Genomic DNA, 20,347 nt, shown 5'->3' with positions numbered 1-20,347 from the left:
TGTTGCGAGAAAATCGCCGAGTCAGCGTCAGACGCAGAATCCTCGATTCCGCGCGTCGGAGTGGGAGAAACCGCGGTGAACACCTCGCTCGATCTTTCGGCCGTGACGCTCGCGATCGCGCGCGACGGCTCCGCTTCCGCGCTCGCGACGACGCGGCCTCCGCCGCGCGTCGATGGGCACTCGCTCGGCATCGCGGTGATGTCGCAGGCGCCGCCGCACGCGGGCGAGCGTCATCTCGATGGCGACGAGGTGCTGCTGCTGATCGCGGGGCGCTGCGAGCTCTTGCTCGAACGCGGCGGCGACCCCCACCGCATCGCCCTCGAGCCGATGCGCGCCTGCATCGTGCCGCGCGGCCTCTGGCACCGCGTCGTGCCGCACGGCGAGATCACGCTGCTCTACCTGACGCCCGAGCACGACAGGCGCGCCGCCGTGGTTGCCGATTCGGCACAGCAAGTTGGGCTCACTCTGCCAGCGATCGCTCTGCAGCTCGACTTGCTCGCAGCCGGCCTCGCGGAACAGCGCTGCGATTGCGTCTCGTTTTCCGGATCGCCGTTTTTCTTGCGCCACTCGCTCGAGCGCCTCGATGACGCGCTCCGGAGGATCGAGTCGCACGCGAAGCGTGAGGCCGAACGGCGTACAGTCCGACTCGCGCGGCGGCTGTTCCTCCGCGCCCGCCGCCGCTGCGATGAGCGCTGCAGCTGCGATCGCCGCGGCCCTCACCCCGGCTCCGCCTCGTCGCCCGCGCGCATGCGCACGAGACCGCGGTACGCGTCGCGCGCGCTGCGGCCTTCGTAGAGCACGCCGTACACCTCGCGCGCGATCGGCATCGCGACGCCGACTTTTTCGGCGAGCTCGAGCACCACGCGCGTCGTCTTCACGCCCTCGGCGACCATGTGCATCTCGGCGGTGATCTCCTCGATCGTGCGCCCGCGCCCCAACTGCTCGCCCACGTGCCGGTTGCGGCTCTGCGGCGAGATGCACGTCGCCACGAGATCGCCCATGCCGGCGAGGCCCGCGAACGTCTCGGGCTTGCCGCCGAGCGCGCAGCCGAGCCGCGTCATCTCGGCGAGTCCGCGCGTGATGACGGCGCTGCGCGTGTTGTCGCCGACGCCGAGGCCGTCGCCCATGCCGACCGCGATCGCGATGACGTTCTTCAGCGCGCCGCCGAACTCGCAGCCTGCGACATCGCGGTTGGTGTAGACGCGGAACAGGCCGCCGTGAAACACGTCCTGCAGCTGGCGCGCGATCATGTCGTCGTCGATCGCGATCACGCTCGCCGCCGCCATCCCACTCATGATCTCGCGCGCGAGGTTCGGGCCCGAGAGCACGCCCGCGCGGTGATTCGGCAGCACCTCCGCGATCACCTCGGTCATGCGCTTGTGCGTGCCCTGCTCGAGGCCCTTGCTGAGCGACACGAGCGGCACCCAGGGGCGGATGTGCTTCTTCACCTCATCGAGCACCGCGCGCTGCCCGTGCGACGGCACGCCCACCGCGATCACGTCGGCGTCGCGCACCGCTTCTTCCAGCGCGGCCGTGGCGCGCAGCGTGTAGGGCAGCTCGACCTTCGGCAGATGGCGCGCGTTGGTGTGCGCGGCGTTGATCTCGCGCGCCGTCTCTTCGCGCCGCGCCCAGATCGTGGTGGGGCTTCGCTTCGCTGCGATCGAAGCGACGGTGGTGCCCCACGAGCCCGCGCCGAGCACGCACACGCGCAGCGACATCAATGACCCAAGACGTCGAGGAACTGCTTGCGCACCGCTTCGATCTCGGCGTCGAGCGTGTCGCGCGTCCACGCGCTGGTGTCGATCGGCGGCAGCACCACCGCCTCGACGTTCGCGGGCCGCATCACGATCGCGCCGCGCGGCAGCACGTCGAGCGTGTTCTTGAACACGATCGGCACGAGCGGCACGCCCGCCTGCATCGCGAGATGGAACGCGCCCTTCTTGAAGCGCCCGAGCCGCGGCGTGCGCGAGCGCGTGCCTTCGGGGGCGATCGCGATCGAGCGCCCCTCGCGCAGCGCCTCGACCGCGGGCGCCATCGCCTCGATCGCGGCCTGCGTGTCGCTGCGGTCGATGAACACGGTGCCCGCGAACTCGAACGCCTGGCCGAGAATCGGGACGCTCTGGATCTCTTTCTTCGCGATCCCGGCGAAGTCCTTCCGTAACAACTTCGCGACCAGCATCGCGTCGACGCCGCTCTGGTGGTTGAAGATGAACACCGCCGGCCGGTGCGACCACAGGTGCTCTTCGCCGCGCACGTCGAGCTCGATGCCCGCGAACGCCGTCGCGAGCTCCGACCACGCGGACACCGCGACGTTCGCGCCCTCGCGCTGCGAGCGGTTCGCGAAGCCCACGCCCATGCCCACGAGCACGCTCGGAATCACGGAGCCGTACGCGAGCGCGGTGCGCGCGATCGCCTCGGCGTCGGGGCGGCCGCGGCTCGTGAAGCGGCGGATCGGCCAGCCCCGGTTGCGCGCGATGCCCGCGAGCCGCGAGCCCGAGTTCAGCGCGCGCGGCTTGCCCACGCCTTCGAGCAGCGGGAGGTCGTCCGCGCTGTCGGTGTAGAAGTAGGACTGTGCGAGATCGAAGCCTTCGCGCTCGGCGAGGATCTGCGCGTAGTGAAGCTTGCCCTCTTGCCAGCACGTGGGCTTCACCACTTCGCCCGTGAACACGCCGTCCTCGACCTCGAGGCGCGTGCACATCACGTGCGGAATCTCGAGCGCGCGTGCGAACGGCTCCACCTGATAAGTGAGCGCCGACGACACGATGCCGAGCGTGTGGCCCTTCGAGCGGTGCGCCTCCACGAGCGCGCGCGACTCGGGATAGATGTCCTTCGCGAGCCGCTTCTCGAACACGTCCTCCGCCTGCTCGCGCATCACCGACTCGCTGAGGCCGCGATACGTGGCGACGACGCCCGCGAGCATGCCCGAGAAGCCCGTGCGCCCGAGCGCGAACGAGAGCGCGCCAGCCAGCGTGTCGCTCAGCTCCTTGGGCGAGATGCGTCCCGAGGTCACGCGCTCGCGCAGGAAAGCGGTGGCGGAGAAGCCGGCGACGAGCGTCTGGTCGAGATCGAACAGCGCACCGATCTCGGGGCCAGACGGCCCTTCGAGAATCTCCCGCGTCAAGTCCGAGTGAAGTCTCACGCTCTCGCTCCGTTCTCAGTATGCCCGACCGCTTCGCAGCGCGGGAAGCTCGCTGCACGCGCGCAAGATGCGAGCAATTTCGCCGAGCGATTCTCTTCGGCCCAGTCTCAGGATCGCTGGAGCCCGCGCCATGCCGGCGCGAGCAGATACGGGCGGCGCGCCGCGCGTGGGGGCCAGTCGCGACGACTCTCGGGAACAAGCCCTCGGCGGAGCTCCTCGGAACGTTCTGGCTCGTGTTCGGCGGCTGCGGCAGCGCTGTGGCGCCGCTCCTGAGAGCCGCGTCGGCAGGCGTCGCCTACGAAGCGGTCAGCGGCTCGAAGTAGCTCCTGAGCTTGCGGGCGAGGCGAGCGCCTCGTCCGCGAGCGCGAGGAAGATCGCGAGCGCGCGATAACTGCGTACGTAGGCGGCGCCGTCGATCTCGCCGGAGAGCGCCCTCTCGCCGGGGCGCGAGTGCACTCCGAAAACCTGGAGGCCGACGCGCTCGAAGGGCTGCCAGTCTGCACCGCCGCGCCAATCGCGATCGGGCTGGCAGGTGAGGTAGTCGCGATTCGTCGAGCTGGGGGCCGTTCCGCCCTGATAACACTCCGTTGCGCTCGCCCTCGAGTCCACCACTTGCAAACCGGCGGCTCGAGCGGCGGCGGAGAATGCGCAGTCCAGCGATGGACTGCGCACGTCGGGATGGGTCTCGGCGGAGCCGAACCCGATCGGCCCCACGTGGAGCATCAGCGCGACTTCGCTGCGCTGCTTCGGCGTGAGCGCATCCAGAAGCCGCATCGCTCCCCTCGGCCGGGGCCCGACCTCGAGCTTGCCGGTCCGCCCCTCGTGCGCGGAGAACGCCACCCAGCGAAAGGTGTGCTTGCGGGGTGCGGCAGACACCGCCTCCATCAGCGAAGGCACGAGCGCGAGTGAGCCGACGCTGTCGTACCTCTGACTGACCCCGACGACGATCGTCTCGGCAGACGCGCCCGGCACGACGCACTCGAGGTTCCGGCGCTCACCCTTGCCGCGCTCTTCGACTCGGGCGCAGCCCGCGGCTGCGAACAGCTTTCGCGCCGCGGTGAGACGGCCCGAGTGCGAGTCGGGCGCGTCGGTCACGACCGCGAGCCGCGCCGCGAGCAGCTCCGGCTCGTGCAGCATGACCCGCACGGCGGGCGCCGCGGCGGGACACTCCGAATCTGCGGCAAGAGAAGCACCCGCCAGAAGGATCCCGGCTGCAACGATCCACGCTTTCATGCTCCCCCCGCGATGTGAGGTCGCTCGGAGCGTGCCACGCTCACACCCGGAGTGAAGGAGCCACCCGTGAAATCCCGCCTCGTGATCTCGCTCGCCCTGCTCAGCTTCGCTTGCACCCCGTCCGCACCGCCTGCGCCGCCCGCGCCGACGGAAGCCGAGGTGCGCGCCGCGATCGAGGAGCGCAACGCGCTCTTCGGCGAGACCTTCGCGAGCGGAGACACCGCGGCGATCGCCGCGCTCTACACCGCCGACGGCGCGGCGCTTCCGCCGAACGGCGCCATTGCCGCCGGCCCCGACGCGCTCGCCTCGCTCTGGGGCGCGGTGCGCGCTTCGGGCGTCGCGAGCGCGACCATCACGAGCGACGAAGTGTTCTACGCCGGCGGCGACATCGCGAGCGAGGTCGGCCACGCGCAGCTCGCGCTCGCGGACGGCACGATCGCGGACGAAGCGAAGTTCATCGTGATCTGGAAGAAGACCGACGCGGGCTGGCGCATGCACCGCGACATCTGGAACTCGAACCGCCCCGCGCCCACTGCGCCGAGCTCAGAAGCGCCTGCCGAAGCCGCGCCAGCGCCTCAGCCCGCGCCGTAGCGCCAGCGCATCGCAGGCTCCGCTCCCGCGGCGTACTCGAGCACCTGCACGTCGAACCAGATCGGCAGCAGGTAGCGCACGTAGAACGCGTGCGTGGTGACGGGGCCGGTGACGAGATCCTCGTACTCCTTGATCTCGACGCGCGCGTCGCGGCGCTGCCAGTCCTTCGCGCGCGCGAGCAGCGCATCGACCTCGGCGCGCGTGTCGCACAAGAGGCCCAAGTGATCGAAGCCGGGCGACGTCATGTGCGCGCGCTGCTCGGTGACGAGGATGAACTGACTCGTCTCGGCGTCGCTGCGCAGTAACAACCCCGTCTGCTTCAGGATCGGCACGTCGAGCGCGTCCCAACCGAACAGGTCCGCATAGAACGCCTTGATCTCGGCACGCGACGCCTCGAGCGCTCCCTTCGGCAGCGTCAGCTCCATGTGGTTGAAGCGGCGCGGCATGGCTCAGCTCGCGCTCGCGCGCGGGCGAATGCCGGCGCGGAAGTCTTCGGTGCTGTTCACCTTCGGGTATGGGCGCGCAGGCACGGGCACGCCGAGGAACTTGCAGAGCGGCTCCCAGCCCTGACCGGGCTCGTAGACGAGCAGCCGCTCCGGCGCGATCTCGCGCTTCACGCGCGCGTTGTGCGCCTCGTAGATCGCGATCGCGTGCGCCTCGTCCTCGAAGCGGTCGTCGAAGGTGCCGCGCAGGATCACCTCGCGCGCCATCGCGAGCTGCTCGTGGAACGCGGGCGGCGCCTGCGCGGGAGTCGGGTGCTTCATCACCTGATAAATCGTGTTCTTGACGCTCGCGTACCACGCGGCCGCCGGCCGCTGCGTGTGAATCACGCGCGCGTTCGGGAAGTGATCCACCAGCGGACGCCACAGCGCGGTGCTCGGCCAATCGACCGTGGCGCGATACCTCGCGAACAGCGCGTCCCAGTCCGTGCGCGCGCCGCGATGCGCTTCGCTCCAAAGCGCCGCGTGCCCTGGGTTCTGCGCGACCTCGAGCATGTGGTAACAGGGATCCCAGCCCAACAGCTGGAGCGCGTGCTTCAGCGAGAGCGTGCCCGTGCGTCCGAAGCCGGTGCCGATGATTTCGAGGGACATCAGCCTTTGGTCCACACGCCTGGCGCGTTCGTCGTGTAGCCGAGCGCGCGGTAGGCGGCGTCGACGAGTGACTGGCCGCGCTCGTTGAGCAGGATTCCCTTCCCCATCCGGTTCATCGAGTAGCCGAACGAGAGCTCTTCACGCGGGTCCGCGAAGCCGATCGAGCCGCCCGCGCCGACGTGGCCGAACGCGGCGGACGAAAGGATCGCGCTGTCGCGATCGCCGCTCGGGCGGCGGCGGTTGTCCATCGACTTCATGAAGCCGAGCCCGAAGCGCGACGGAATCAGCAGCGTCGCGTCTTCGTGCGTCGCGACGGCGACCTCGCCCATGCGCGCGAGCGTGGCGGCGTCGACGAAGGTCTTGCCGCGCAGCTTCCCGCCGCACGCGAAGGGCGCGTACATGCCGGCGAGGCCGCGCGCGTTCGAGATGCCCCCCGCGCCGCCGATCTCGGCCGCGTGGCACTCGCGCGAGTTCGCGTCGAAGCCGAGGTTCAGCATCGAGAGGCCTTGAATCGACTCGCGCTCGCTGAGCATTTTCACGACGAACTCGCTCGGCGCCTCGCCAGGCGCAGGCTTGTACATCGCGATCGGTGCGACGCGCGCCTCGACGCTCTCGGGCGCACCGATCCAGAACTCGATGCCGAGCGGCTGTGCGATCTCGCTCTGGAAGAACGCGCCGAGCGACTTGTTACTGACGCGCCGCACGAGCTCGCCCACGGTCCAGCCGAAGTTGATCATGTGGTAGCCGTTGCGCGTGCCCGGCTTCCAGAACGGCTCTTGCGCCTCGAGCTGCGCGACCATGTAGTCCCAGTCCGCGCTCCCGAGCGGCTTCAGCGGCGCCGAGATCACCGGCACGCCCGCCGAGTGGTCGAGCATCATGCGCACCGTCGCGCGCTCTTTGCCGCGCACCGCAAACTCGGGCCAGTACTCCTTCACCGGCGCGTCGAGATCGAGCAGGCCGCGCGACGCAAGCACGTGCGCGCACAGCGCGGTTGCGCCCTTCGTGCACGAGAACACGATGCTGACCGTGTCGCGCTCCCAGGCGCGACCGGTGCTCGGGTCTGCGACGCCGCCCCACAGATCGACGACGGTCTCGCCGTGCAGCTCGAGGCTCACGCTCGCGCCGACCTCGCCGCGTTCCTGGAAGTTGCGCGCGAACTCGCGCGCAACTTCGGCGAAGCGGTCGTCACACGTGCCGGCGATGCGGCCGTTCGGAACGTCTTGCTGAATCGCGCCCATGGCTCCCTCTCCTGCCGCGCTGCCGCGGGAGCCGCAGTGTGCCGCGACTCCGCGTCTGCAAGCTGCCCCTGACAGCCTTTCTCGGGCGCAGCTAACACCTGCCCTCCTCCGGAGGACGCCCGCGTGCGCCAGCTGTCCCGAATCGCACTCCTCGCCGCGTTGGCTCTCGCTTCCCCAGCCCTCGCCCAGACGCCCGCGACCGAGACGATCACGTTCGAAGGCGTCGCCACGCCGATTCCGTTCGAGTCGCTCGTGACGGTCCCGAAGTCGGCGCGCGTCAAGAAGATCTCACTCGCCGGCGGCGGCTTCGTGAGCCTGCGCACGCGCGGCGGCGCGAAGTACGCGGCGCTCGTCACCACGCACCTCGGCACTGCGGTCGTGGGCGTGAACAAGAAGGGGCGCATTCAGCCGCGCCGCCTGATCGACATGCGCATTCGCAAGTCGCGCGGCGCACGCTTCGACTCGTTCACGCCGGTGAACATCGGCGCGCGGATCGACGACAAGGGCACGACGACCGGCACGAATCCCAATCCCCGGCTCGACGACGAGATCGCCGCGTACGACGGCCCCGGCGGCGCACAGTTCCGCCTCTTCGACGCCGAGGGCAGGTTGTTTCCGCTGACGGGGAACCTGTTCTTCGTTCAGCGCTCCGGCGCGACGAAAGTCCCGTTCGATCTGACGACCACATCCGAAGACTTCACGCGCATTCAGGCTCTCAGCGATGGCACGCCGGACACCACCAGGGTCGGGAGCGAGGAAGTGCCGAACGTGGTTGCGCACATGGCGTACGACGACCTCGTGGTGAGCTACGGGCACTGAGCGCGCGAACGCAGCCGTGAGCGCCGAGCGTGCGGCGATCCCGTACGCCGGCTCGACCGTCATCGGCCTCGACGCCGCGCACTTCGCGGCGATCCAGCGCACGGCGCGGCTGCTGTTCGCCCTCGCACACGCGCCGAGACATCAGGCGGCGATCGCACCGTTCGCGGACGAAGTCGCGCGCCACGCGCCCGGAAACTTCGGCGTGTTCATGGGGTACGACTTTCACGTCACGCCGGCGGGACCGCGCCTGATCGAGATCAACACGAACGCGGGCGGCGCACTGCTGAACGGCCTGCACACCGCGTCGCTGTGCGATCCCGAGAAGCTCGCGTGCTTGTGCTCGCGCCTGCTCTCGGTCAGCGACATCGAGAGCGAAATCGCGAGCACGTTCCGCGACGAGTTCGCCGCGGTGCGCGGCGCGGGCGCAAAGCTCGCGCGCATCGCGATCGTCGACGACGCACCTGCGCAGCAATTCCTGGCGCCCGAGTTCGCGCTGTTCCGCGCGCTGTTCGCGCGAGCCGGGATCGACGCGCGCATCGCCGACACGCGCGAGCTCGCGCACACGCCGGGCCGCGGCGTCGCGCTCGGCGACTGGCCCGTCGATCTCGTCTACCTGCGCGACACCGACTTCCAGCTCGCGAGCGAGCGCACGCGCGCGCTGCGCGCCGCCTACCTCGCGAACGAAGTCGTGGTGACGCCGTCGCCCCGCGAGCACTTCCTGCTCGCCGACAAGCGCCGCCTCGCCACGTTCTCGTCGCCTAACAACCTCACGGCCCTCGGCATGAGCGAAGACGACGCGCGCTTCCTGGCGGAGGTCGTGCCCGAGACGCGCCTGCTCGCTGAGCTCGACCTCGAGCGTGCGTGGGCTGAGCGCGCGAGCTGGGTCTTCAAGCCCGCCGCCGCGTTCGGTAGCCGCGCCGTCTACCGCGGCGACAAGATCTCGCGCAAGAAGTTCGCGGAGATCGCCGCCGAGCCTGGCTACGTCGCGCAGCGCTTCGCGCAGCCCGGCCTCGTGCAAGTCGAGACGACCGACGGCCCGCGCGACATGAAGTTCGACGTGCGCGCCTACGCCTACCGCGACCGCGTGCTCATGCTCGGCGCGCGCGTGTACGAGGGGCAGGTGACGAACCTGCGGAGCCCGGGTGGGGGATTCTCCGGCATCTGTGTGGCGCGGAATTCTGGGTGTTAGGTGGGTTGGGAGGGCCGGGCTCCGTTTTCCTTGTTGACTTCGCTTTCCGCTCCGAAGACTCCGCGGAAAGCTGCGCGCTTCGCTTGCGGCCTCGGCCGACATGCCTGGGAGGAGCGTTCGACTTCGGGGTCGCTCTGACTTCGGTGGCGGCGCGTCGTTTGCCGTGCTCGGGCGGTCGGCGAGGTGGTGCGTGAGATTGAGTCGCGTTGCTTCGTGGCCTTGGAGGTAATCCAAGACAGGAGGCTGGCCGCATGAGGTTGCTCGTCTTTTCGATGGCGCTGGCACTCTTCGCTTGCGCATCGACGGGGCGAGCGCCGGATTTTTCGTTGCTGTACACGCCGGCGGCGAGGCATCACGGGGCGGATCGGAATCCGATCATCGTGATTCCGGGGATTCTCGGGTCGAAGCTGCGCGATCCGGCGAGCGGCACGCTCGCGTGGGGTGCGTTCGAGGGCGGTGCGGCCGATCCCGAGAAGCCCGTCGGCGCGCGGCTGATCGCGCTGCCGATCGATGCCTTGCGCCCGCTCGCGGAGCTGCGCGACGAGATCGTGCCGAGCGGCGTGCTCGATGCGGTGCACATCTCGCTCGCGGGAGTCGCGCTCGACATCCAGGCCTACGCCGGAATTCTCGCGACGCTCGGCGTGGGCGGATACCGCGACGAGGCGCTCGGCCTCGGCGGCGAGGTCGACTACGGCGGCGAGCACTTCACCTGCTTCCAGTTCGACTACGACTGGCGGCGCGACAACGTGGAGAACGCGCAGCGCCTCCACGCATTCATCGAGGAGAAGCGCGCATACGTCCAGCGCGAGTACGCGAAGCGCTTCGGCATCGTGAACGCGGACGTGAAGTTCGACATTGCCGCGCACTCGATGGGCGGTCTGATCGCGCGGTACTACCTGATGTACGGCGATCAGGACCTGCCCGCGAGCGGCGTCCCTGAGCTCAGCTGGGCGGGCGCAAAGCGCGTCGAACGCGTCGTGCTGATCGGCACGCCGAACGCGGGCTCGGTCGATGCGCTCGTGCAGCTCGTCGATGGCCGCAAGATCGGTCCGCTGTTGCCGTTCTATCCGCCCGCCGTGCTCGGCACCTTCCCGTCGATCTACCAGCTGCTCCCGCGCGCGCGGCACGGCGCCGCTGTGTGGGACGACGCACAGGGCGAGCCGCTCGCGGACTTGCTCGACCCCGCGCTGTGGGCACATAACAACTGGGGCCTCGCGAGCCCCGCGCAGGCGGAAGCGCTCGCGACGCTGCTTCCGAACGAGCGCGACCCCGAGGCGCGTCGAGCAATCGGGCTCGCGTTCCAACGCCGCGCGCTCGAACGCGCCCGCGCCTTCCACGCCGCGCTCGATCGCCGCGGCGCGACGCCACCCGCCGGCCTCGAGCTACGCCTCGTTGCCGGCGACGCCGAGCCCACCGCCGCACGCGTCGCCGTGAATCGCGCGACGGGCGCGCTCCGCATCACGACCCCCGCGCCGGGCGACGGCACCGTGCTGCGCTCGAGCGCCCTGCTCGACGAACGCGCTGGGGGCGCCTTCCGCCCGAACGTCGACACGCCGCTCGCCCTGGGCCAAGTCCTCTTCCTCCCCGACTCCCACCTCGGTCTCACCAGCAACCCCATCTTTCGCGACAACGTCCTCTTCTGGCTGCTCGAAGAACCGCGCAACCGGGACTGCTGCCGCGAGTAGCGCTGCCGCCGCTCGCCTCGGCGCGGAGCGTGGCCGACTCGCCTCCCGAAGCGGCTGCTCAGCCCCCGAGCCCGCCGCCGGTAACGATCGGCATGTTCGTCCAGCCGCCGCGCGGCGTGCGATACCAGCCCGCCGCCGCGAGCGCGCCGCCGTTCACGTGCAGCGTCGTGCCCGTGACCCACGCGCTGAGATCGCTCGCGAGAAACAGCGCGGCGCCGGCGAGATCGTCGGGCGTGCCGAAGCGGCCGAGCGGGATCCAGCGCGGGATGTGCGCCTTCATCTCGGGCGGCAGCCAGCTCATCACCGGCACCTGCGGCGTGTCGGTCGTCTCCGGCGCGATGCAGTTCACGCGGATGCGGTGCTGCGCGAGCTCGAGCGCGAGGCTGCGTGCGAAGCCCTCGGTCGCGGCCTTGAACGCGGAGTACATCACGTTGCCGGGAATGCCGCGGTGCGCCTCGATCGTGGTCACGTTCACGATCGAGCCGCCCTCGCCGCGCGCGACCATCTGCGGTGCGAGCGAGCGCGTGCAGCGCAGCGCGGCGCCGAAGTTCGCGTCGAACAGCGCGCGCCACTGCTCGTCCGTGCTGTCGAGGAACGGGTTCGAGAAGCCGAGCCAGTCGCCGGCGTTGTTCACGAGCACGTCAATGCGCCCGAACGCTGCGATGCTCTCGCGCGCGAGCGCGTCCGCGACCGCCTGCTGCGACACGTCGCCCACGTGCGCGAGCGCGCGTCCCCCCCGCGCCGAAATCGCGGCGACGGCCTCCTGCGCGCGCGCGGCGTCGCGCTCCGCGATCACGACCGCGGCCCCGCACGCCGCGAACGTCTCCGCGATCGCGCGCCCGATGCCGGCGCCCGCGCCCGTAACAACTGCCACCTTGCCGGCGAGCGAGATCGCCTTCGCGTCGAGCATGTGCACTTCCTCCGCGGCGCAGGGTATGCGCGTGAGGAAGCTCGTGACCAGCACGTCCGCACGCGTCGCGCCCGGGCGCCGCTCAGCTCCGTCGCAGACCCATCCGCGCGACTAGCACGGGCAAGACCACGAGCGTGAGCAGCGTCGACGACACGATGCCGCCGATCACCACGGTCGCGAGCGGGCGCTGCACCTCGGCGCCGGCTCCGGTCGAAATCGCCATCGGGACGAACCCGAGTGCGGCCACGAGAGCCGTCATCAGCACTGGGCGCAGGCGCGTGAGCGCGCCCTCGCGCGCGGCTTCCTCCGCCGGGCGGCCTTCGCGGAACAGCTCCTGGATGAACGAGACCATCACGATCCCGTTCAGCACCGCGACGCCAGAGAGCGCGATGAAGCCGACGCCTGCCGAGATCGAGAGCGGAATTCCGCGCACGGCGAGCGCGACGATGCCTCCGGTCCACGCGAGCGGAACTCCGCTGAACACGAGCGCGGCGCTGCGTGCGGAGCCGAACACCGCGGCGAGCATTCCGAAGATCAGCAGCAGCGCGAGCGGGACGACGAGCTGAAGCCGCCGCGACGCGGATTGAAGCTGCTCGAACTGTCCGCCCCAGGAGGTCCAGTAACCCGGGGGCAATGCGACCTCCTCCCGCATGCGCCTCTCGGCTTCTGCGACGAACGAGCCGATGTCGCGTCCACGAATGTTCGCGGTGACGACGGCGCGCCGCTTGCCGTTCTCGCGGCTGATCTGATTCGGCCCGACTCCGATCGCGAGCTTCGCAACCGCCGAGAGCGGCACGAATTCCGCAGCGCGGTTCGGGCCGCGCGGGAGCGGAATCGGTATGCGATCGAGCGCGGCGAGATCGGTGCGTGCGGCCTCGGGCAAGCGCACGACGATGTCGAAGCGGCGATCACCTTCGAAGATCTGCCCCGCGACCGAACCGCCGATCGCTGTGCGCACCACGTCGTGCACGTCCGATTGCGACAGTCCGAAGCGCGCGATCGCCTCGCGGTCGACCTCGATCTCGAGCATCGGGAGCCCCGTGATCGGCTCCGCCTTGACGTCGGCTGCGCCTGGCACCCGCTCCAGGACCGCGGCGACCTCCTCTCCTAGCTCGCGAAGGACGTCGAGGTCGTCGCCGAACACCTTCACGGCGAGATCGCTTCGCACACCGGCGATCAGCTCGTTCATGCGCATCTCGATCGGCTGCGTGAACTCGTAGTTGTTGCCCGGCAGTGCTGCGACGGCAGCCTCGAGCTCGCGCACCAGCTCGTCCTTCGGCTTGCGCTGGTTCGGCCAATCGGCGCGCTCCTTCAACATCACGAAGCCGTCCGCGACGCTCGGCGGCATCGGATCCGTCGCCACTTCCGCCGTGCCGATCTTCGCGAAGGTGGTCTCGACTTCCGGCAACGAGCGCAGCGCACCCTCGAGCGACCGCTGCATCGAAACCGCTTGCGTGAGGCTCGTGCCGGGAATCCGCAACGCGTGAAGCGCGACATCGCCCTCGTCGAGGCTCGGGATGAACTCGCTCCCCATCCGAGAAGCGAGCCCGAGCGAGCCCAGTAACAAGGCGACCGCGCCGGCGATCACCGGCGCCGGGCGGCGCAGCACGCGGTCGAGCACGCGCGCGTAGGCGCTCCGCGCGGCTGTGAACGCGGGGCTCGTATGCTCTGCGACGCGCCCGCCGAGCAGCACCGCGATCGCGGCGGGCACGAACGTCACAGACAGCACCAGCGCTGCGATGAGCGCGAGGATCACGGTGAGCGCCATCGGCCGGAACATCTTTCCCTCGACGCCGGTGAGCGCGAGGATGGGCACGTAAACGATCAAGATGATCACGACGCCAAACACGCTGGGGCGGATCACCTGGCGCGTCGCCTCGGCGACGACTGCGAGGCGCTCAGCGAGCGGCAGCGGGTCCGTGCGCCCGCGGCTGGCTTCACCCAATCGCCGGATGCAGTTCTCGACGATGATCACCGCGCCGTCGACGATCAAGCCGAAGTAGAGCGCGCCGAGACTCATCAGGTTCGCGCTGATCTTGCCTTGGGCCATGCCCACGAAGGTCAGCAGCATCGAAAGCGGAATCACGAATGCGGTGAGCAGCGCGGCGCGCACGTTCCCCAACAACAGGAAGAGCACCGCGATCACGAGCAGCGCGCCTTCGAGCAGGTTGCGCTGCACGGTTGCGATCGTGCGATCGACCAACTCCGTGCGGTCGTAGACGGCCCGTGCGAAGACGCCGGGCGGCAGCGTCTCGTTGATCTCCGCGAGCTTCATCGCGCTTCGTCGCGCGACCTCGCGGCTGTTCTCGCCGATCAACATGAAGACCGTTCCGAGCACGACCTCGCGCCCGTTTTCGGTCGCCGCGCCGGTGCGCAGCTCGCGACCCAGCGCGACCTCCGCCACGTCGCCGACGCGCACCGGCACGCCGTTCGCGTGGCCGACCACGATGCGCCGCACGTCGTCCGCGCTCGACAGCACACCGGGAGCACGCACGAGGTACTGCTCGCCATTGCGCTCGATGTAGCCCGCACCGGCGCCGAGGTTGTTCTCTGCGATCGCGTCCAACAGATCGCGGAACGTGAGGCCGTGCGCGACGAGCCGCGCGGTCTGCGGCGTCACGTGCAGCTCCTTCACGAACCCACCGATGCTGTTCACCTCGGTCACGCCCGAGACCGTGCGGAGCTGCGGCTTGATCACCCAGTCCTGCAGCGTGCGCAGCTCGGTCGGATCGAGCTCGGCGGTCGCCCGCGGCTCGGGCTCCACGGTGAACATGAAGATCTCGCCGAGACCGGTCGCGATCGGCCCCAGCTCGGGCTCGATGCCCGCCGGCAAGCGCGACATCGCCTCGCGCAGCCGCTCGTTCACGAGCTGACGAGCGAAGTAAATGTCGGTGCCGTCCTCGAACACGGCCGTCACTTGGGACAGCCCGTAGCGCGAGAGCGAGCGCGTGTACTGAAGTCGCGGCAGACCGCCGAGCGCGGTCTCGATCGGGAAGGTGATTCGCTGTTCGGCCTCCACCGGCGCGTAGCCCGGCGCCTCGGTGTTGATCTGCACCTGCACGTTCGTGATGTCGGGCACCGCGTCGATCGGCACGCGCAGGAAGCTCTGCACGCCGAGCGCAGCCGCGGCGAGCGTCGCGCCGAGCACGAGCCAGCGCCGAGCGAGGGCGAAGCGAACGATCGATTCGAGCATGGCGCGCCTCTCGTCAGTGGTCGTGGCTGGCGCCGGACTTGCCGGCCTCGGCCTTGAGCAAAAAACTGCCGGCAGAGACGTACGACTGACCGGCCTCGAGACCGCTCGTGATCGCGACGCGCTCGCCGTCGCTGCGCCCGAGCTCCACGGGCTGCGCCTCGTACACGTCCCCGTCTGCGAGGAAGACCACGTCCCAGTCGCGCACGCGCTGGAGCGCGCCGGTCGTTACGGCCACCGGCGCCTCGTTGGCGCCGACCTCGACCTGCGCCGTCACGAACAAACCCGGGCGCCACGAGCGATCCGGGTTCGCGAGCACTGCGCGCGCGAGCAGCGTCTGTGAGCTCGCGGCTCCGATCGGCGACAAGTAAGCGAGCTTCGTCTCGACGGGCGGCGAGCCATCGCCCGCGTCGACCCACACCGGCTGCCCGGGACGCAGGCGCGCGAAGTCGCGGCGGTACACATCGAGGTCGACCCACACGCTCGACAGGTCCGCAATCTCGAACAGCGCACGCTCGGTCGTGACGAACTCGCCGGGCGCCACGTCTTTGGCAATCACGGTGCCCGCGAGGGGCGCGCGCAGCTCGAACGCGTGCAAGCTCTCGTTGCTCTCGATCGAGGCGAGCAGGTCGCCACGCGCGACGGCGTCGCCGAGGCGCTTGTGCACGGTGCGCACGACGCCCGCGAAGCGCGGCATGACGTGCGCGAGCGCATCCTCATTCGCCGAAATGCGCCCGCTCAGCACGATGCGCTCGCGAATCGTCTCCGCACGAGCCCGCGCGACGACGATCCCCGCGGCCTCCGCGTGCTCGCGAGTGATCGTGACGCGATTCTCGTAGGTCGAAAACGCGAAGCGGTGCTCGCGCCCATCCGCGCGCGCGATCACCTCGGCATCGAAAGAGTGGGGCTCGTAGACCGTGAGATCGCCCAGCAAGTACGCGCCGCGGGGCGCGAAGCGGATGCGATCGACGCGATCGCCGAGGCGGCGCAGTGTGACCGAGAGCTCGACCCCGGCTGGATCGACGGGCTCGCGCTTGCGGTAGAGGTAGGCACGAAACTCCGGCGGTACGCCGTCCTCGAAAATCGAGAGCTCGACCGCGAAGTCGCCGCTCTCGAGCCAGCGGCCGCGATGCGGGCCTCGCTCGTAGTCGGCTGCAGCGGCGGCTTCGGCGCCGTGTCCGGGATCGTGTTCGTCGGCATGTTCGTGGCCGCCATCGCAGCCGATGGCGAGTAGCGCGAGCAGCAGCGCGAGTGAGCGCATCACGATCGAACCTCCAGCGGCGCGCCGGTGAGACGCTCCAGCTCGCGGGCGTGGCGATGCGCCTCCGCGAGCGCGTTCAGGTGTTGCGTGCGCGCATCGAGTCGCGCGCGCTCGGCTTCGAGCACCTCGACCAGCGCGAAGCGCCCGCGCTGATAGCCGTCGCGCAGCGCCGCCACGGCGCGCTCGGCGCCGGGGATCACGCGCGTCCGTAACAACTCCGCCTCTTCTGCGGCGGCGGCGAGACCGACTCGAGCGGTCGCGATCTCCGTCGCCGCGCGTACGCGCTCCGCTCTCGCTTCGGCGGCGCCCTTCGCCGCGCGCTGCGCAGCTTCGGCGATCGCGCCGCGCCGGCGGTCCCAGAGAGGAAGCGGCAGCGACACGCCGGCAACGAGCGCCGTGTTCCCGGGCCCGGACAAATGCCGAGGGCCAGCGTGCAGCGTGAGATCGGGGGCGCGCGCGCTGCGCGCCTGCGCGAGCTGTGCGTCGCGGCGCGCGCGCTCCGCCTGCCAACGCGCCACTCCTGGAGCCTCGCCAAGACGAAGCGCGAGCGAGTCTTCTGAAGGAACTTCGGGCAACACCTCGAGATCTCCTTGCGCGCGCTCGAAGCGCGCCTCCTCTCCGCCCCACATCGAAGCGAGCGTCTGCCGTGCCGTCTCGAGCTCGTGCTCGGTGTGCTCGCGCTCGACCGCGGCGATCTCGACACTCACACCCGCGCGAATCTCCTCCGCCGCCGAAGCGATTCCCGCCCGCATCCGAAGGCCCGCAACGCGCTGTGTCTCCTTTGCGAGGGCGACGGACTCGTCCGCGAGCCGCAGGCGCTCCTGAGCGGTGAGCACCGCCGCGAACGCCCCCGCAGTGCGCGCGAGCACATCGATGCGGCGCAGCTCGTAGTCCCACGCGGCGGCTTCAAGGTCCGCGTCGGCGGTGCGCACGCGGGCTGCGCGCTTGCCGCCCAGCTCGACGAGCTGCCCGAGCAGCAGCGTGGTCTGCGCTGAGCGAGCGCCGCGGAACTCTCCCGAGCCGGCGAAGTCTTCGAGCTCGAGCGCGAGCGTGGGATTGGGTCGCGCGTGAGCCTGCAGCAGGGCGGCTTCGCGCGCTCGGACTTCGTAGGCGTCCGCCGCGAGGTTGGCGTTCCCGAGCAGCGCGGCGGCTAGCGCGGCGTCGAGCGTGAGATCGCCTCGGGGGTCAGCGATCGGAACCGAGGCGGACTCGCGAGGCTCCGCAGGGGCTTCGAACGCCGGAAGGCCGCGGCCAAGCGGGTACGGTGGCGGGCTCTCGGCGTAGCTGGCGAGCGGCATGCCGAGCCAGACGGCGAGTACACCCGCGCACCACGAGAGAGCGTGGGTGCGCATGAGTCGTCCTGTGCGATGAGGAAGGTCAGCGATCCGCCGCGCGGGATTTGCGCGGCGAGGACGACCCGCTCACAGGCGTAGAACGACGGTCCGCGTCGAGTTGAGCTGGGAGCGCGGCAACTGCACGACATGCAGCGCGCAGCGAGCTCTCACGGGCGCTTCGAGCAACCGCAGGGCCGCCGCGAGCGGCTGCGCGTTCCGCTCGAGCGCGTTCGGCTTCGAGCGAATGGCATCGCCCGGGCTCGGGACATCGAAGACGTGGTCGCCGCCCTCGAGAGAAATCTCGCGAGGAGTGGGACCCGAAGTCTCGTCGTGTTCGTGCGCGAACACGACGTGCGTGTGCCCGTCGTGCCGAACCAGCGAGGTCGCGTGCGCGTGATCGTCAAGCCCGAACGCCAGAGCAACGCCGCCGACCAGGAGATCCGCCCAGCCGAGCGCGAGCAGAACTACGAGCCCACAGCGGAACAGTGAGCACAGGCGGCGACTGGCTATGCGCATCACGACCCGTTCGGCCCCTTCTCGCGGGAACTCAGCTTGCCCGAGGCTCCGCGAACCGCAACCGCGCTGCACCTAATCATTCGTCCGCACGCAATCGAGCCCGAGCACGAGGTCGGCGCCGAACGCGGTCGAGGGAGTCTGGTAGCCAGGCTTCGCCTCCCCCGCGAGCACGCGCCGCGCGATCTCGACACCCGCGAGCATCGTCAGCTGGTAGCCGCTCGGCGTGTCGAGCCGCGCGCGCGCCGTCTCACCCCGCGCGCCGATCGCCTCCACGACGATGTGCCCGCGCAGCTCCGTGCGCTCCGCCTCGTTCGGCCCCTCGGGCATCGCGTCGATCATGCGCTGGAAGCCGCGCTGCACGCCGCGCAGGCGCAGCAGCGGACCGAGCGGCCCGCTCGCGCGCAGCATCGCGCGCATGCCGACACCGGCGCGCAGGTAGATCTCGATGTTCTCCGCGCGCGTCGAGTGCCAGGCCGTGACGAGATCGCCGAGCGGCGCGCCGGCGCAGCGCTGCGGTCCGAAACCGAAATCGAAGTCGCGCTGCAGCGAGCCGGGCGGCAGCGCGACGATTCGCCCTGCGCGCCGGACGAGGCAGCCCACGCCCATCATCTCGATGCTCGTCTTCGCGGTTCCGCGCGTCGGCGTGCCCATCGCATCGATCGCGATGCGCAGCGTGTGCGGCTCGGGGACGCGTGCGGCCACGTGCGCCGCGAGACAATCGCTCGGCACCACGTCGAAGCCGACGCCGGGCATCAGCATCACGCCCACGTCGCGCGCTCGCGCCCCGAACGACTCGCACAGCTCGAACACGGGAATCTCGCCCGTCACGTCGAGGTAGTGCGCACGCGCGTCGAGACACGCGCCGAGCATCGGCCGCGCCGTCGCCGAGAACGGCCCGGCGGCGTGCAGCACGCACGCGACGCCGTCGAGCATCGCGCGCAGCGCACTCGCGTCGTCGAGCGCAGTCACGCGCGCCTCGAGCCCGTGCTGCGCCGCGATCTCCTTCACCTTGTGCGCACTGCGCCCCGCCACGATCGGCGCGAGCCCCCGTGCGGCCGCGTGCGCCGCGAGCAGCTTGCCCGTGTAGCCCGTCGCGCCGTAGATGAGGAGTCGGCCAGCCATCGCGTCAGTCGCGACCCGACTCAGCTTGCGCTGCTCGGCTCCGAAGACTTCGCCTCGCTGCGCGCTTCGCTTGCACTACCCCACCTTCCGCCGCAGCCAGTCGAGCATCACGCGCGCGAGCGCCGCGGGCTGCTCCTGCTGCGTCCAATGCCCGCACTGCAGCTCCTGCAGCTCGAGATCGCTGCACAACGCGCGCATTCCGGCGGCGGCCTGCGGCGGCAGCGCGCCGTCCCACGACGCCGTCACCATCAAGCACGGCAGCGTGAGCTTCTTCACGCCGAGCTCGGGCATCACGCGCTTGTCCTTGTCCGCGTTGCGGTACCAGTTGATGCCGCCGCGGAAGCCCGAGTGGTCGAACGACTTCACGTAGAAGTCCAGCTCCTCACTTGTCAGGAGCGGCGCGCCCACGGTCGGCATCGACTCGAGCCGCCGGAACGGATTCGCGTCGACCGGCGCATCGCCGCGGAACAGCGGACCCGCCGGCGGGGCCGTCGCGCGGCGCATCATCTTCTCGAAGATGAGGCGCGGATTGCGATCCATCACGCCTTCCGCGACGCCCGGCTTTTGGAACCACAGGATGTAGAGCTTCTCGTCTTCCTTGAAGATCGCGCGCAGCTGCTCCGTGGTCGGGAACGCCATGTACGGCGTGTTCACGCCGATCGCGCCGAGGCAGCGATCGGGATGCCGCACCGTCATCCCCCACGACACGAAGCCGCCCCAGTCGTGGCCCGCGAACACCGCCTGATCGATCCCGAGCGCGTCGAGCAGGTGCGCCATGTCGTCGCACAAGTGATCGAGCGAGTACGCTTCGATCGCCGCCGGCGCATCGCTCCAGCCATACCCGCGCTGATTCGGAGCAATCGCGCGATACCCCGCCGCCGCGAGCGCGTTCACCTGATAACGCCACGAGTACGCCAGCTCGGGAAACCCGTGACACATCACGACCGCCGGACCGACACCGGCCTCGTGCACCTCGAGCGTCACTTCCGGAAGACGAACGAACCTCGGAGCAGGAAATGTGGTCGCCAT

At 70.1% G+C, this 20,347-nt stretch carries 18 protein-coding genes; 5 read left to right on the top strand and 13 right to left on the bottom strand.

Annotation, left to right across the window (positions count from 1 at the left end; genetic code table 11):
* Positions 1-75 precede the first annotated feature (75 nt).
* Positions 76-795 carry a hypothetical protein gene (locus FJ091_05980; GenBank protein ID MBM4382902.1) on the top strand — a complete coding sequence of 240 codons (720 nt, stop codon included), beginning with the start codon at positions 76-78 and terminating at the stop codon, positions 793-795.
* On the opposite strand, the gene FJ091_05975 is transcribed toward FJ091_05980, so the two are convergent.
* From FJ091_05975 to FJ091_05965, 3 genes are all read right to left on the bottom strand, one after another.
* Positions 717-1,718, bottom strand: a complete 1,002-nt coding sequence (locus FJ091_05975) for an NAD(P)H-dependent glycerol-3-phosphate dehydrogenase (protein ID MBM4382901.1) — start codon at positions 1,716-1,718, stop codon at positions 717-719. The two genes, FJ091_05980 and FJ091_05975, sit on opposite strands and share 79 nt — an antisense overlap.
* Positions 1,718-3,139 carry an HAD-IB family hydrolase gene (locus FJ091_05970; GenBank protein ID MBM4382900.1) on the bottom strand — a complete coding sequence of 474 codons (1,422 nt, stop codon included), beginning with the start codon at positions 3,137-3,139 and terminating at the stop codon, positions 1,718-1,720. Before FJ091_05970 ends, FJ091_05975 begins: the two co-directional genes overlap by 1 nt.
* Before the next feature lie 306 nt (positions 3,140-3,445).
* Entirely contained in the window at positions 3,446-4,285 is an 840-nt protein-coding gene (locus FJ091_05965; protein MBM4382899.1) for a hypothetical protein, read from the bottom strand.
* Between the two features lie 153 nt (positions 4,286-4,438).
* On the opposite strand from FJ091_05965, the gene FJ091_05960 reads away from it, so the two are divergent.
* The gene (locus FJ091_05960) at positions 4,439-4,963 is read left to right on the top strand and encodes a DUF4440 domain-containing protein (GenBank protein MBM4382898.1); all 525 of its coding nucleotides are present in this window, start codon (positions 4,439-4,441) and stop codon (positions 4,961-4,963) included.
* Here the strand turns inward: FJ091_05960 and FJ091_05955 are convergent.
* Genes FJ091_05955 through FJ091_05945 form a run of 3 tightly spaced genes read right to left on the bottom strand, consistent with a single transcriptional unit; the run spans position 4,948 to position 7,292 of the window.
* Positions 4,948-5,409, bottom strand: a complete 462-nt coding sequence (locus FJ091_05955) for a hypothetical protein (GenBank protein ID MBM4382897.1) — start codon at positions 5,407-5,409, stop codon at positions 4,948-4,950. The genes FJ091_05960 and FJ091_05955 overlap by 16 nt on opposite strands.
* A gap of 3 nt (positions 5,410-5,412) precedes the next feature.
* Positions 5,413-6,054 carry a sulfotransferase family protein gene (locus FJ091_05950; GenBank protein MBM4382896.1) on the bottom strand — a complete coding sequence of 214 codons (642 nt, stop codon included), beginning with the start codon at positions 6,052-6,054 and terminating at the stop codon, positions 5,413-5,415.
* Positions 6,054-7,292 (bottom strand): beta-lactamase family protein, encoded by a 1,239-nt coding sequence (locus tag FJ091_05945; GenBank protein ID MBM4382895.1) that lies wholly within the window; start codon positions 7,290-7,292, stop codon positions 6,054-6,056. Before FJ091_05945 ends, FJ091_05950 begins: the two co-directional genes overlap by 1 nt.
* Before the next feature lie 123 nt (positions 7,293-7,415).
* Between FJ091_05945 and FJ091_05940 the strand changes: the two genes are divergently transcribed.
* The 3 genes from FJ091_05940 to FJ091_05930 all read left to right on the top strand — a co-directional run bounded on the left by FJ091_05940 (position 7,416) and on the right by FJ091_05930 (position 10,985).
* Positions 7,416-8,111, top strand: coding sequence for a hypothetical protein (locus FJ091_05940; protein ID MBM4382894.1), 696 nt, complete (start codon positions 7,416-7,418; stop codon positions 8,109-8,111).
* A 16-nt stretch (positions 8,112-8,127) separates the two neighbouring features.
* On the top strand, positions 8,128-9,300 hold the full coding sequence (locus FJ091_05935; GenBank protein MBM4382893.1) for a hypothetical protein: 1,173 nt from the start codon (positions 8,128-8,130) through the stop codon (positions 9,298-9,300).
* Between the two features lie 251 nt (positions 9,301-9,551).
* Entirely contained in the window at positions 9,552-10,985 is a 1,434-nt protein-coding gene (locus FJ091_05930; protein MBM4382892.1) for a hypothetical protein, read from the top strand.
* A 58-nt stretch (positions 10,986-11,043) separates the two neighbouring features.
* Here the strand turns inward: FJ091_05930 and FJ091_05925 are convergent, their stop codons facing one another.
* The 7 genes from FJ091_05925 to FJ091_05895 form a co-directional block, all read right to left on the bottom strand.
* The gene (locus FJ091_05925; GenBank protein MBM4382891.1) at positions 11,044-11,895 is read right to left on the bottom strand and encodes a glucose 1-dehydrogenase; all 852 of its coding nucleotides are present in this window, start codon (positions 11,893-11,895) and stop codon (positions 11,044-11,046) included.
* An 82-nt stretch (positions 11,896-11,977) separates the two neighbouring features.
* Positions 11,978-15,088: a CusA/CzcA family heavy metal efflux RND transporter gene (locus FJ091_05920; protein ID MBM4382890.1), complete on the bottom strand. Its 3,111-nt coding sequence runs from the start codon at positions 15,086-15,088 to the stop codon at positions 11,978-11,980.
* 13 nt (positions 15,089-15,101) lie between these two features.
* Entirely contained in the window at positions 15,102-16,349 is a 1,248-nt protein-coding gene (locus FJ091_05915) for an efflux RND transporter periplasmic adaptor subunit (protein MBM4382889.1), read from the bottom strand.
* Entirely contained in the window at positions 16,346-17,698 is a 1,353-nt protein-coding gene (locus tag FJ091_05910; GenBank protein MBM4382888.1) for a TolC family protein, read from the bottom strand. The genes FJ091_05915 and FJ091_05910 overlap by 4 nt, the downstream gene beginning before the upstream one ends.
* A 69-nt stretch (positions 17,699-17,767) precedes the next feature.
* Positions 17,768-18,268: a hypothetical protein gene (locus FJ091_05905; protein ID MBM4382887.1), complete on the bottom strand. Its 501-nt coding sequence runs from the start codon at positions 18,266-18,268 to the stop codon at positions 17,768-17,770.
* A complete protein-coding gene (locus FJ091_05900) occupies positions 18,269-19,318 on the bottom strand; it encodes a saccharopine dehydrogenase NADP-binding domain-containing protein (protein MBM4382886.1) in 1,050 nt (349 codons plus the stop codon).
* A gap of 75 nt (positions 19,319-19,393) precedes the next feature.
* Entirely contained in the window at positions 19,394-20,347 is a 954-nt protein-coding gene (locus tag FJ091_05895) for an alpha/beta hydrolase (GenBank protein ID MBM4382885.1), read from the bottom strand.

This window comes from Deltaproteobacteria bacterium (assembly GCA_016875395.1).
Taxonomy (GTDB): Bacteria; Myxococcota_A; UBA9160; order UBA9160; family UBA6930; genus VGRF01.
This window is presented reverse-complemented; position numbering and strand designations above follow the sequence as displayed.

What these genes read in the sequence shown, in the direction of transcription:
- FJ091_05975 (MBM4382901.1), bottom strand. Translation starts at nt 1,718, where the DNA reads ATGTCGCTGCGCGTGTGCGTGCTCGGCGCGGGCTCGTGGGGCACCACC.
- FJ091_05955 (MBM4382897.1), bottom strand. Translation starts at nt 5,409, where the DNA reads ATGCCGCGCCGCTTCAACCACATGGAGCTGACGCTGCCGAAGGGAGCG.
- FJ091_05950 (MBM4382896.1), bottom strand. Translation starts at nt 6,054, where the DNA reads ATGTCCCTCGAAATCATCGGCACCGGCTTCGGACGCACGGGCACGCTC.
- FJ091_05945 (MBM4382895.1), bottom strand. Translation starts at nt 7,292, where the DNA reads ATGGGCGCGATTCAGCAAGACGTTCCGAACGGCCGCATCGCCGGCACG.
- FJ091_05930 (MBM4382892.1), top strand. Translation starts at nt 9,552, where the DNA reads ATGAGGTTGCTCGTCTTTTCGATGGCGCTGGCACTCTTCGCTTGCGCA.
- FJ091_05925 (MBM4382891.1), bottom strand. Translation starts at nt 11,895, where the DNA reads ATGCTCGACGCGAAGGCGATCTCGCTCGCCGGCAAGGTGGCAGTTGTT.
- FJ091_05920 (MBM4382890.1), bottom strand. Translation starts at nt 15,088, where the DNA reads ATGCTCGAATCGATCGTTCGCTTCGCCCTCGCTCGGCGCTGGCTCGTG.
- FJ091_05910 (MBM4382888.1), bottom strand. Translation starts at nt 17,698, where the DNA reads ATGCGCACCCACGCTCTCTCGTGGTGCGCGGGTGTACTCGCCGTCTGG.
- FJ091_05900 (MBM4382886.1), bottom strand. Translation starts at nt 19,318, where the DNA reads ATGGCTGGCCGACTCCTCATCTACGGCGCGACGGGCTACACGGGCAAG.
- FJ091_05895 (MBM4382885.1), bottom strand. Translation starts at nt 20,347, where the DNA reads ATGGCGACCACATTTCCTGCTCCGAGGTTCGTTCGTCTTCCGGAAGTG.